We start from the raw sequence: 12214 nt of genomic DNA, 5'->3' as shown, positions 1-12214 counted from the left end.
CCCGCCTCGAATGGCAAGGTAACTATGCCGGTGGCGGCGCTGCCGGCGTCAGTCTTGCCCGCCGCCCGGCCTATTGCAGCTGCGGCTTTTTCAGGAAGCTGCCGCGGTCGGCGGACTTGACGCGCAGCCAGGTCTCGCGTCCGTCGCGCACGACGCGCATCGGGATCTCCGCACCCGCCGAGCCGCTGTCCCACAGCTTGCGGTAAAAATCGGCGAGCCCGTCGACCGCGCCGTCGCGCACTTCGGAAATCACGTCGCCCTCGCGCAGGCCGGCCTTGGCGGCCGGGCCGCCTTCGGTCACGCTCATCACCACCACCTTGCCGTCGCTTTCGGCCGACAGCGCGCCGAGCCATGGACGCGGCGGCTTGGCCACCTGGCCGCGCGTCAGCAGGTCGTCGAGGATGGGCGGCAACAGGTCGATCGGCACGATCATATTTATATCGGCGACCTCGCCGGCACGGCTCATCTGGAGGCGCAGCGAACCGATGCCGAGCAACGCGCCATCGGCGCCGAACAGCGGCGCGCCACCCCAGGACGGATGCGCGGGCGCGATGAAGATCGCCTCGTCGAGCAGATACTCCCAATAGCCGGCGAATTCCTGCTTGGTGACGATCCTGGCCTCGACCGCCCGGCCGATGCCGTCGGCAAGCACGACCGCATCGCCGATCCGGGCCTTGCCGGCATCGCCCAGCGCCACCGCCGGCAGGCCGGCCGGCGCGAGCGCCTGGACCAGGCCGAAGCCTGATTCCTGGTCGTAGGCCAGCGCGTGCGCGGGGATGACGCGGCCGTCATGCGAAGTCAGCCAGACCTCCTCGGCCTCGGTGATGAGATAGCCGATGGTCAGCACCAGCCCGTCGTCGCGAATGACGACGCCGCTGCCTTCCCTGAGCGTGCCCAGCGCGCCGGCCGTGAAGGCATCCTCCGGCACGGTGGCCCGCACGGCGACGACGGAGCGCGGATTGGGATTGATGGTCATGCTTTTGTCCTGCGATGCAAAATGCCTTGGCGGCTTCTCTTATAGGTATGCCTCGGGGGGCATGGTGCAAGGGGTGAGAGCTGGCCTTCTCCCCTTGTGGGAGAAGGTGGATCGGCGCGCAGCGCCGAGACGGTTGAGGGGTGTTGGAAGGAATGCGGTGGGTGCCAAGCTTGGCACCCCTCATCCGACCTCGCTTCGCGAGGCCACCTTCTTCCGCAAGGGGAGAAGGAAGAAGCCCCAGCGCCATATCAACAATAGTTCAACACAAGTTGAACTTCCACCTCGCCAACCCTAGTTGTACAGCGACCTATCCATTTTTCCCACCGCCCGAGGCTCGACATGACCGACTACACCCCGCCGAAAGTATGGACCTGGAACAAGGCAAATGGCGGCGCCTTTGCCAGCATCAACAGGCCGATCGCCGGGCCGACGCATGACAAGGAACTGCCCGTCGGCAAGCACCCGCTGCAGCTCTATTCGCTGGCGACGCCGAATGGCGTCAAGGTGACCGTCATGCTGGAGGAGCTTCTGGCGCGCGGCCACGAGGGCGCCGAATACGATGCATGGCTTATCCGGATCAATGATGGCGACCAGTTTGGCAGCGGCTTCGTCGAGGTCAATCCCAACTCCAAGATCCCCGCTTTGATGGACCGCAGCGGCGCCACTCCGGTGCGGGTCTTCGAATCCGGTTCCATCCTGGTTTATCTCGCCGAGAAATTCGGCGAGTTCCTGCCCGCCGAGCAGCCGGCCCGCGCGGAAGTGCTGTCCTGGCTGTTCTGGCAGATGGGCTCGGCCCCCTATCTGGGCGGCGGCTTCGGCCATTTCTACGCCTACGCGCCGGAGAAGATCGAATATGCCATCGACCGCTTCTCGATGGAGGTGAAACGTCAGCTCGACGTGCTCGACCGGCGGCTGGCCGAGGTGGAATATCTCGGCGGCAAGGATTACACCATCGCCGATATGGCGGTCTGGCCCTGGTATGGCGGACTGGCGCTCGGTCGGCAGTATAATGATTCCGCCACTTTCCTGTCGGTGCAGGATTACGAGAACGTGCAGCGCTGGGCGAAGGCGATCGACGAGCGCCCGGCTGTCAAGCGTGGCCGCATGGTCAACCGTGCCTTCGGCGAGCCGGCCATGCAGCTGCACGAGCGCCACGACGCCAGCGATTTCGAAACCCGGACGCAGGACAGGCTGGCGGCGGAGTGAGCTGAACGGACGACGCGTCGGCCTTCCTCCCTGTGGGGGGAGGTCAGCCGCTTCAACCCACCGCTCTCTGCTCGACGGCCGATATCCATAGCCGGTCGATGTCGGCAAGAACCGTCTCGTCGATCTCGTCGAGATGGTTCCAGTACATGCCATCCTCATAGAAATAGCCGAGATCCTTCTCGATCCGTTCGGCCTTTTCGGCCTGGTCGAATTGGATGGTGCCCAGAATTTCCGCTTTCATTTCGGCGATCCGCGCTGGCGACAGGCCGCCGAGCCGGTCAAAGGCGAGGCTGGGAAAGACCAGCCGGCTGCGCGGCAGGTCGGACAGGTTGATGCACAGGCAGTCGTGCTTCAGGGCCTGGACAAGCAGGCGCGCCGACTTGGCCTCGAGGTTGCGCAGGGTAACGTCATCGCGCAGAGGGTCGGCACGGCCGATGCCATAGAAATGCGTCTTGCCCGGCTGGTCGTAGATCATGTCGCAGCCCAGGAATGCCAGCACATCCGGCTTCTGGCTGTGAATGGTCCAATAGGCTGCCGTCAGCGCCATCGTGGCGCCGGCATAGACGAAGCCACCGAAGGCGTTCTGGGCCGGGACATACTGGGTGGCGCTGAATATCTGGGCCTGCCGCAAGGTCGCGTCGTGAGGCAGGCGGTTCGGCGGGAAATCGCCGGCATGGACGAGGAAATCCCAGTCGGGGCGCACGCGCCAGGCATTGTTGATGGCGACGATCCGGCTGAAGGCCTGCTTCGGCCAGGGCTCGCAACGCACCGCGTCGGGGGCGCTGCCAAGCAGAAGGATGACGCGGGCGCCCTCGCGAACATTCATCTCGGCTGGCTGGATGGTCATCGAAGGCTTTCAGGTCTCAGCCGAGCGGCGGGCCGCGCTCCCATGCAACGTCTGCCGCCTCGGGCGCAAGCTGGCGCGCGGGAAGTTTCGCACGAGCGCGACCATGCCCCTTGGCGCGCCGCTTTGCCAGCCCGGCCACGCGGCTGGTGCCTGCCCAAGGCCTGGTTCAAAAGCCTGTCTCAAAAGGGATTCGAAAAGGAAAGCCCGTCACGGGATCGTGACGGGCTTTTCCAAGGCGAGCCTACGATACGACTCAGTGCAGGACTTCGACGATCTGACGCGTGTCGGGATCGACCAGCACGGTCTCGTGATTGATGACCGCGACGCGGTACTTGACGTTCGGCACCTCGCGCAGTTCAACCTTGTCCGGTACCGGGGAGCCAAGCTTGAGTTCGAGGCCCAAAAGGTTCACCGACGCCAGCGGCTCCCTCTTGACGTATTCGCGTACGACTGTCTCCTGTTCCGGCTGCAGGACAACGGTTTCGGCCAGGGCCGCACCAACGCCGCCCATCAGAACGATCGCAGCAGCCGCACTTGAAAGATAATACTTCATAACAACCTCCTTGTCGGGATATCTGAAAGCCACCCTGCAAGGAAACTCCATCGCCGCTCCAAGGTTCCATCCGCGATTCTGGAATAAATGTGGCAACGCAAAATCGCAAGATCGCTTCAATTGCTAGCATCCACGCATGACATCAGCGAATATGCTTTGAAAATTCGCATGTAAATTTCGTTGGATTACGGAATAATCGGAGATGCACACAAGGCCCCCCGTGACAGCACAGGCGCGCCTCGTCGATGCTGAACCCACTGTTCTGCCTTAGCAACAGCTAACGTGGAGCGTGCGGTGTCGTTCCAGGTGCCACAACCCTGTGCACAAAAAAAGGCCCGCCCTGCCAGGGGCAGGACGAGCCTTCAATAACCGGCGGAGGTGGCGACCTCACCGGTCACATCGGGAAAACGCCCGCTTCGGCTTATGGTTCCCACCGGTATGCGACGTGGCCTGCCGGTGTGATGCAACCCACGTCGTCCTAATTCCACCAAGGAGGCGATGCGGCCCCCGACCCGCGTGATCAAGCATCTTTCCCGCTGATGTCCGTCGTTATCGCGCTGGCGGTGCCCTTGCAGGGAATTGCTGGCGCACTGGCGAATGGATAGTGGCTGAGGCAGGGCTGCCGCTTACAGCCAGTTCGGCAGGATCGCCGCGCCGACCGGCCGACCGCAGGGTCGGCCATCTCGGCCATAGCCCAGGCCTGGCGCGAGCGTCAGAACGAGACACCATCCCGATGTAACGGCGGGACTGCGTCGATCGAATCCTGGCTCGTTGCGGCATCTTGTGCGCGCCTATGGATCAGCCCCACGACGAGCACGAAATATCCGACCTGCAGGACAACCAGGGTCACCACCGTCCAGGTGAGCGCCTTCCAGAACGAACCGGTGGCCATATACGCCCAGACCGCGACAATGATGGTCGTCGCCGACATCCCCACGAGAAACCGCCCAACATACATCGATGCGCAAATCGCCGAACGTCCCAATTCGGCCGATTCCCCTGCCCGAATTCCCGATACCCGCGCCCAACGTTTCATTATTTTAGCAACGGCGCAAGTGTGTGATCGGTCCTTACAGGATCGGCTTGGCGCCGACTCTCGAAATTTGTTGCACCGTGGCCCTGTCGGGAGCAATTTGATGCTCACGGACCGGGCAACAAAGAAAACAAGTCCGATGGGAGTGGGGAAATGGCGCTCAAGCTGATCGGGGCCGGTTTCGGCCGCACCGGCACGTGGTCGACCTTTGCCGCGCTGAACAGGCTCGGCCTGCCTTCCTACCACATGCAGGAAGTGATCATGAACAAGGCCAACAAGGGCCATCTCGACTTCTGGCGCATGGTGGCCAACAGTCCGCCCGGCACCCAGCACGACTGGAACCGGGTGTTCGCCAACTATACGGCCACCGTCGACAATCCCGGTTGCTGCGTGTGGCGGGAACTGCTCGTCGCCTATCCCGACGCCAAGGTGCTGCTGACGCTGCACCCGCGCGGCGCCGAAGCCTGGTACGAGAGCACGATCGACACGATCTATTTCACCGAGAATGTCTGGCAGTTCAAGATCCTGGAATGGCTGACGCCGTTCGGCTGGAAATTCGGCGACATGTCGAAGAAGCTGGTGTGGGGCCGCGCGCTCAAGGGCGTGATGGACGACCGCGCTAGGGCGGTGGCGCGCTACAACGCCTATATCGACGAAGTGAAGGCCGCGGTGCCGCCCGAAAAGCTGCTGGTCTATAAGGTGACAGAAGGCTGGGGCCCGCTGTGCGATTTTCTGGGCGTCGCCGTGCCCAACGAACCCTTCCCCAACCTCAACGACCGCGAAACGATCAAGAAGATCATCCGCGACATCATCAAGGGCTCCTACATCATGCTGGGGCTGAGCGTGGCGGCCGTCGCGGCGGCGGTCGCCGCATTGTGGTGGTGGCTGCGGTAGCCCGCCACCAAGGCAGACGGCAATCCGTGATGGGCCAGGCCCGTACTCGCGAGTGCGGGAACAAACGCCGGCAGCCCGAGTTTTGCCTCCAGTCTTCACAACTATTGGAGGCCACGATGGCACCGCGCGGCAAACCCCGCACCGACGATGATGACGGCCCGCAGGCGGATAGCCCGACCATCGAGCAGCAGGATTGGGACGCGGTCAAGGGTGGCCAGATCCTGCCCGACAGCGTGCCGGAAAACGGCGACATGCGCTACGGCACCGAGAAAGAGGGCGACCTGCCGGAAGAGGATGACGACAATCCCTACCAGGAGAGTGACGAGGCCCTGCCCGACGACGAGGAAGAAGCCGCAATCGCCCGCCGTCCCGGCCTTGAGGGCCGCTTCGACGAGACGTGATTCGATCGTTGGAAATTCCCTGCCGCCGAATCCGGTATAACTTCGCCGATTGAAGGATCTTTGGCGAATTGGGGCGGGGCCGACAAGCTTGTCTCCCTCGGCACGGTGCCGAGGCAAATCCACGAGGCCAAGCTTCGATGGCAGTTTCCGGAAAGAAATTTCATCATCGAGTTTTTCGCCCCGAAATCCAGTGAACCCGGAAACCATCAGCTTACCTTTTGGCCGGTCCGATCGGGAACGAGACGCTCACCCCGCAATGTCCGCGTAATGCCCTGGAGCTAACCCGCCCCACGACAACCATGTGGGATGTATCTTGATCACCGAAACGAGCGAGCGCGCCTTGCTGCGGGAAACGGCCGGCGTCTTCGGCCAGGTCCTCGGTCTTTGCAGGCGGCTGGGGATCGGACAGTCCAGGATTTTCCTCACCCGTTTTGCCAGCAAACCAGTGAGCTTCTTCAAATGGTTCCGCTTCCTCGCGGGTTTCCGGCGGCGGCATGGGCTGGGCTGCCCGAGCGACGATCTGCTGCGCAAGAAGCCCTACAAATTCCTTGCCCTTGGCTTGCCCGGCCGTCGCGGTTTCGAGCTGCTGGTCGACCATTTCAATCTGGCTGCGACGGGCCTGCCACGCGACGTCCTGGAAGCGGCCTGGCGCGGACGGGCGGTGGATATCGGCCATGTGACCGGACGGCTCGATGCCTATGCGATCACCATGCTTCTGTCGGTTCATTCCGGCACCAGCCATGAAGGCGCCTTCTCGATAAGGCTGACACGGCAGAGCGACCGACTCGACCTGCTGCGGCTGAGCTTCATTCTCTATTCTCTCGGCAACGGCCGCTACACCGTGGCGATCGGCGGACTCCAGGGCAGCCGCGAGCCGGGCGCCAAGCGGGCCGTCATCGACGCCACGCGCGACCTGTGCGGGCTCAGGCCCAAGGATGCGGCACTCCTGGTCATGGAAGGGATCGCGACCGGCGGCGGCGCCCGTCATCTGCTCGGCGTCTCCGACGCCAGGCACACCATCAACTTCCGCACCCCCAGGAAGCGCGCCGGCAAGCGCGCCGACATGGACCGGTACTGGATCGACCGCGGCGGACGGGAAGGCGGCGAATTCGGCTTCGCGATACCGGTGCGCAGCCGCGACGTGGCGCTGCCGGCCAACCGGCGCGAGGCCTGCAAGTTTGAATTCGTGGAGATCGGCAGGGGCCTTTTCGCATCGCCGTCCGCCTTGCGCGGGAGCCCACCGAACCTGCCTGAAAGAGGCCCTTCTCCCGATGAAATGGGAGGCCGCGCATCGCCTTTTTGCCCGTCCCAACGCCCGCGTTCACCTCTCAACAAGGTAAAGGTTTTATATTGCAATTGGCTAAAATAGCGGAACGTCCAATGGACATTGCCGGAACCGAACAGGCCCCCTCGGACCTTTGCGTGCGTCACCCAAGACCTTAGTCTTAGAAGAAAACGCAAAGGGCCGATGAGGGCCCCTCCTCCGGGAACATCCGGCCCCTGCCGCCGTTTGCAAGGGTCTGCAAACCGGGCTCATCCCCGGGAGGAAGTGATGTCCCATCGATCCATCATCATCAAGACAGGTCACGGTCCGGGCACGGCGGTTGCCGTGCTGACGGTCGGGCTGGTGGTGGTCGGCATCGTTTTCCTCGTCCTGGGCGGCGCGCTCTATCTCGGCGAACAGCCGTCCAATCAGCATGCGCTCTCCTCCGTGCCGGCCCGATCGGTGCAGACGGCCGATCGCGCGGCGAAAAACTGATGAAAGCGCGGCAGGCGGCATCTGGCCGCCGGGCCACTTTTCCTGCCTGCCATCGGTTGCGCACCGGCGACGCCGCGCTGCCGTTCCTGCCTATTCCGCTTTCGCGGAAGTTTCAAACATAAGGCAATGTGCAATGGTGTCGTTGCGGCGGTACGAGCCGCCCTGGTTGACGCGGGCGCCCAGCATACCCCAACGTGCGCCCCCCCGCCCGCGTCAGCCATGGCGTCCGGCGCCATACAGCTTCTCATGCGTGGCGTCGGCCAGCCCGCCGGCCAGGCCGGGCGCCGGCGCCAGGCCGACCGGCCGTGGCAGGTCCTGTGACACCAGCCCGGCGGGCGAGCCGGGCGCCAGCCGGAAATCCTGCGGTTGCGTCGCGTTGGCGCCGGCGAGCGCCCGCCCTGCGGGGTCGAAACCGCGAAGCGGTAGGCGCCGGGCGAGCGGATCACGGCGCTGGCCGACGACGTCGGCTGATTACTTCAGCTCCACCCACACCGGCGCATGGTCACTGGCGCCGTCCTCGCCGCGCACATCGCGGTCGATGCCCGCCCCTTTCAGCCGGCGGGCGAGCGTCTTCGACAAAAGGATGTGGTCGAGCCGCAGGCCCGCATCGCGCGGCCAGCGGTTCCGCCGGTAATCCCAGAAGGTGTAGAGCGTTTCCTTCGGATGCTTCTTGCGCAGCGCATCCGTCCAGCCCTGTTCGAGCAGGGCGGCGAAGGCGGCGCGGCTTTCCGGCTGCACCAGCGCGTTGTCGTCATAGGAGCGGGTGGCGTAGATATCGCGCGGCTCGGGCACGATGTTGAAATCGCCCGCCAGCACCACCGGCAGGCCGGTGTCGAGCAGCTGTTCGGCATGGGCTTCCAGGCGCGCGTGCCAGGCAAGCTTGTAGGTGAATTTCGGCCCCGGCTGCGGATTGCCGTTCGGCGCATAAAGGCAGGCGACGACGATGCCGTCCACCGCCGCTTCGATGTAGCGGCTCTGCCGGTCGGCATCGTCGCCGGGCAGCGCGTCGCGGGTCAGGACGGGTTCGGATCCTCGCGCGAGTATGGCGACGCCGTTCCAGGTCGGCTCCCCCTTCCACACCGCGCCATAGCCGGCGGCGGCGAGCCTGGTCAGCGGAAACTGCGTGTCGCGCGCCTTGAGTTCCTGCAGGCACACGACATCGGGTCTTGCGGCCGCCAGCCACGCCAGCAGGTTTTCGAGCCGGCTGTTGATGTTGTTGATGTTGAAGGTGGCGAGTTTCATTTTTGAATACCGAAGGCGACCCTCGCTTCGTCATCCTCGGGCTTGACCCGAGGATCCATGCCGTGACCCTCACGGTGGAACGCGGCGGGGCAGAATTCCGAACCGTTGCATCGCCTTATCGTCACGGCATGGATCCTAGGGTCTGCGCGCGTCGCTTCGCTCCTTGCTCCGCCCTAGGATGACGACACTGATTGTCGTGCCACCCATACCTTCACCGTCTCCGCCACCGTCTTGAGATGATCGGCGGTCGAAAAGCCGGAGATCGCCTTGCGCGGCTTGAGGTCGTGGTCGCCGTCTTCCAGCCAGATCACCTCGATCGCATCGGACAGCCCATAACCCGCCACCTCGTCCTTGGTGCCGAACTCGTCGCGCGTGCCTTGAAAAATCAGCGTCGGCGTCCTCAGCCCGGCGAGATGTTTTGTCCGCAGCTGCTCCAGCTTTCCCGGCGGGTGGAAGGGATAGCCCAGGCACACCAGCCCGGCGATCTCGCCCTTGGAAAACATCTCGTCGGCGACCATGGAGGCGACGCGCCCGCCCATCGACTTGCCGCCGATGATCAGCTTCCCGCTCACGCCCCTGGCCCTCAGATCGGCGATCGCCTTGATGTATTCCGGGTTCACCGTCTCGGCGCGCGGCGGCGGCTTGCGGTGGCCGTAGCGGCGCGCCGCCATATAGTGGAACTCGAAGCGCGCGACCTGGAACCCCGCGACGGCCAGCGCCTTGGCGGTGGCGGTCATCGAGGGCGAATCCATCGACGCCCCAGCACCATGCGCGAGCAGGATGGTGACGGGCGCGGTGTCGTCGCCGTCGAAGAGAAAGCTGGTGGTCATGACATGGAGCTCCATGGCTCGGCGTTGGTGACCCCTTCTCCCCTTGTGGGAGAAGGTGGCCTCGCGAAGCGAGGTCGGATGAGGGGTGCTCTAGAAAGCACCAACGCCTCATTCCTTCCAACACCCCTCATCCGTCTTGGCGCTGCGCGCCAATCCACCTTCTCCCACAAGGGGAGAAGGGAAGACCAGCGTCGGCGCCCTCACCCCGCCGACTTCTGCGCCAGTTGCATGTCCACGAACTGCACGCCCCTGGTGGCCACGCCAGCCCATTCGGACTCGGAGTCTAGTTCCAGATACCGCCCCCACAGCCGCCGTGCCTCAACCAGATTGCCGGCGTCGAACTCCAGCCGAGCCAGATTGAACACCGGATCGGCATAATTCCTGTCCAGCGCGATCGCTTTCTGCAAGTGCCTTCGCGCCGAGGCGTCGCGGCCCTGCTTGCTCATCAGCCCGGCAAGGTTAAACCAGGCTTCGACGAAGGCCGGGTCGAGTTTGATCGCGCGGGCATAGTCGTGCGCGGCTTCCCGCGCGTGGCCGCCGGCGCGCAGGCAGTTGGCGCGGTTGAAGGCGGCGATCGCATCGCTGGGATCGATGGCGAGGCAGCGCTGGTAGAGCGCGGCGGCCCCGTCATGGTCGCCGCCCTCCTCCGCCGCTTCGGCGTCGCTGAACAGCTCTTCCAGCGTGTCGTCGCCTTGCGCGGCCGCACCCAGATCGAACAGCAACTGGCCGTCGAGCTCGCTCTGGCCGCCTTCGAGATAGATCGCGTCCGGCCGGCCATGCTGCGAACCGACATTGAGCGACTTCGCCGTGAGCGAGGCGACCGGGCCGGAGCGGTGGACGGAGCGCGCGATGGCGACCCACGTCGCCCCGCCGGCGACCAGCCCGGCATATTTGCGCGCCAGGATCAGGTCGCGGAAGGAATAGGGTTCCGCGTCGTGTTCGAAGGCATCGAACAGTGACAAAAGATCAAGGTCGGCGCCGGATAGCCGCGATTGCTCGATCAGCGATTGCCTGGACAGGGACGAAGCTTCCGGCGCCTTCATCAGCCCGAGCAGGCGCAAAAAGCCGTTCTCGCTGATCAGCGTGCGCCCGGCCGCCTGCTCGGCGGCGATGCGGCGCTCGATCCCGGCATCGCCGTTCCGGGTCAGCCCTGCCTTGGCAAGCAAAGTCCGGCCGAACACGATATGAGTGGTGCGTCTGGTGATGCCGCGCCGGAGCTGGCCGTGCTGGCGCTCGACCTCGCGCGCGGCGAGCCGCAGCGGAAACGCCGCCAGCGCGCCGATCGTGCCGAAGACGGCGCCCGGGACCAAGACGGCTCGTGCCGTCATTTCTTGCTCTTGCCGACCGCCTTCAGCAGATTGGCCTTCAGCGGATTTTCAGGCGCACCGCCCGCTGCCGCCTTCTTGGCGGGCTTGGCGGGCGCCTCCTCGGCCTTGCTCTTCGACTTGGCCGGTGGCTTCGACTGCGACAGGCTCGCCTTCAGCGCATCCATCAGGTTGATGACGTTGCCGCGCTCGGGCGCGGCCGCGATGATCGGCTTGTGGCCCTTGAGTTTCTCGCGGATCATCGACATCAGCGCGATCTCGTAGCGGTCCTCGTAGTTCTTCGGGTCGAAGGTGGTTTCCTTCTGCTTGATCAGCGCTTCGGCCAATTCAAGCATTTCCGGGTCGGGCTTGCCGGCGGGAATATTGCCGAAATACTCAGCCGTGCCGCGAACTTCGTTCGGGTTCCTCAACGTGCACACGAACATGCCGTTCTCGCGCGGACCGATCGTCACCACCCGCTCGCGGCTGGACAGCACCAGCCGGGCGATCGCCAGCTTGCCGGATTTACGCATCGCCTCGCGCAGCACCGCGAAGGTCTCCTCCGCCATCGCGCCATCCGGGGCCAGGTAATAGGGCGCGTCCTGGTAGATGACGTCGACCTCGCTTTCGTCGACGAAGGCCTCAATGTTCATCGTGTGGTTGGATTCGATGCGCACCGCGTCGAGGTCGGCATCATCGATGATGATGTACTGCTTGTCCTCGTACTCATAGCCCTTGACCAGGTCCGAGCGCTCGACAAGCCCCAGTTCCGGGTCGACCGGCTTCATGTTGATGCGGTTGTGGGTCTTCTTGTGCAGCTGGTTGAACGAGATGCGTTCGCTGGCGCTGGTGGCGGGATAGAGCCGCACTGGACAGCTGACCAGACTGAGTTTGAGGTAACCTTTCCAACTTGCCCTGGGCGCCATGATACACTCCTACGCGGCCATGCACTGACAATCTGTTGGAGCATGGTCTTGTCCCAAAAACCGGTTCCCACTTTTTGGAACCATGCTCTAAGCAGCGCTGTTCGTCCGAAGGACGATCAAGGCTGCGCAAATCCTACACCGACCCCGCACTTTACCGGCAAATCCTGACGAAATGTTTTAGCCCGCCGGAGGGGTCGGAGGCAGAGAATAATTCAAATTGTAAGAAGCGTCGATGGCGGGGGG

13 protein-coding genes are annotated in these 12214 nt (G+C 64.1%); 5 read left to right on the top strand and 8 right to left on the bottom strand.

Translation table 11 applies throughout. The features are described 5' to 3' along the window. Positions 1-70: 70 nt before the first annotated feature. Positions 71-976, bottom strand: coding sequence for a S1C family serine protease (locus FJ930_RS15835; protein ID WP_140741352.1), 906 nt, complete (start codon positions 974-976; stop codon positions 71-73). A 339-nt stretch (positions 977-1315) separates the two neighbouring features. On the opposite strand from FJ930_RS15835, the gene yghU reads away from it, so the two are divergent. Then, on the top strand, positions 1316-2182 hold the full coding sequence (gene yghU / locus FJ930_RS15830; protein ID WP_141838876.1) for a glutathione-dependent disulfide-bond oxidoreductase: 867 nt from the start codon (positions 1316-1318) through the stop codon (positions 2180-2182). 52 nt (positions 2183-2234) lie between these two features. On the opposite strand, the gene FJ930_RS15825 is transcribed toward yghU, so the two are convergent. The 3 genes from FJ930_RS15825 to FJ930_RS15815 all read right to left on the bottom strand — a co-directional run bounded on the left by FJ930_RS15825 (position 2235) and on the right by FJ930_RS15815 (position 4618). Continuing rightward, positions 2235-3029 (bottom strand): hypothetical protein, encoded by a 795-nt coding sequence (locus FJ930_RS15825; protein ID WP_246676927.1) that lies wholly within the window; start codon positions 3027-3029, stop codon positions 2235-2237. A gap of 253 nt (positions 3030-3282) precedes the next feature. Further along, positions 3283-3582 carry a DUF1236 domain-containing protein gene (locus tag FJ930_RS15820; protein WP_140741349.1) on the bottom strand — a complete coding sequence of 100 codons (300 nt, stop codon included), beginning with the start codon at positions 3580-3582 and terminating at the stop codon, positions 3283-3285. Positions 3583-4294: 712 nt separating this feature from the next. Continuing rightward, positions 4295-4618: an exopolysaccharide production repressor protein gene (locus tag FJ930_RS15815; RefSeq protein ID WP_348642196.1), complete on the bottom strand. Its 324-nt coding sequence runs from the start codon at positions 4616-4618 to the stop codon at positions 4295-4297. 150 nt (positions 4619-4768) lie between these two features. Between FJ930_RS15815 and FJ930_RS15810 the strand changes: the two genes are divergently transcribed. The 4 genes from FJ930_RS15810 to FJ930_RS15795 all read left to right on the top strand — a co-directional run bounded on the left by FJ930_RS15810 (position 4769) and on the right by FJ930_RS15795 (position 7669). Further along, positions 4769-5509, top strand: coding sequence for a sulfotransferase family protein (locus FJ930_RS15810; RefSeq protein WP_140741347.1), 741 nt, complete (start codon positions 4769-4771; stop codon positions 5507-5509). 116 nt (positions 5510-5625) lie between these two features. Next, complete coding sequence (locus FJ930_RS15805; protein ID WP_140741346.1) at positions 5626-5910, top strand: hypothetical protein; 285 nt, start codon at positions 5626-5628, stop codon at positions 5908-5910. 313 nt (positions 5911-6223) lie between these two features. Continuing rightward, positions 6224-7279 (top strand): DUF535 family protein, encoded by a 1056-nt coding sequence (locus FJ930_RS15800; protein ID WP_181763389.1) that lies wholly within the window; start codon positions 6224-6226, stop codon positions 7277-7279. 183 nt (positions 7280-7462) lie between these two features. Next, a complete protein-coding gene (locus FJ930_RS15795; protein WP_141838872.1) occupies positions 7463-7669 on the top strand; it encodes a hypothetical protein in 207 nt (68 codons plus the stop codon). A 471-nt stretch (positions 7670-8140) separates the two neighbouring features. Here FJ930_RS15795 and FJ930_RS15785 read toward each other — a convergent pair whose 3' ends face one another. The 4 genes from FJ930_RS15785 to FJ930_RS15770 all read right to left on the bottom strand — a co-directional run bounded on the left by FJ930_RS15785 (position 8141) and on the right by FJ930_RS15770 (position 11971). Next, positions 8141-8911, bottom strand: coding sequence for an exodeoxyribonuclease III (locus FJ930_RS15785; RefSeq protein ID WP_141838870.1), 771 nt, complete (start codon positions 8909-8911; stop codon positions 8141-8143). 173 nt (positions 8912-9084) lie between these two features. After that, the gene (locus FJ930_RS15780) at positions 9085-9741 is read right to left on the bottom strand and encodes an alpha/beta fold hydrolase (protein WP_141838868.1); all 657 of its coding nucleotides are present in this window, start codon (positions 9739-9741) and stop codon (positions 9085-9087) included. A 200-nt stretch (positions 9742-9941) separates the two neighbouring features. Next, positions 9942-11069 carry a tetratricopeptide repeat protein gene (locus tag FJ930_RS15775; RefSeq protein ID WP_141838866.1) on the bottom strand — a complete coding sequence of 376 codons (1128 nt, stop codon included), beginning with the start codon at positions 11067-11069 and terminating at the stop codon, positions 9942-9944. Further along, positions 11066-11971 (bottom strand): Ku protein, encoded by a 906-nt coding sequence (locus FJ930_RS15770; RefSeq protein ID WP_140741333.1) that lies wholly within the window; start codon positions 11969-11971, stop codon positions 11066-11068. Before FJ930_RS15770 ends, FJ930_RS15775 begins: the two co-directional genes overlap by 4 nt. Positions 11972-12214: the final 243 nt, after the last annotated feature.

This window comes from Mesorhizobium sp. B2-4-15, assembly GCF_006658505.1.
GTDB lineage: Bacteria > Pseudomonadota > Alphaproteobacteria > Rhizobiales > Rhizobiaceae > Mesorhizobium.
This window is presented reverse-complemented; position numbering and strand designations above follow the sequence as displayed.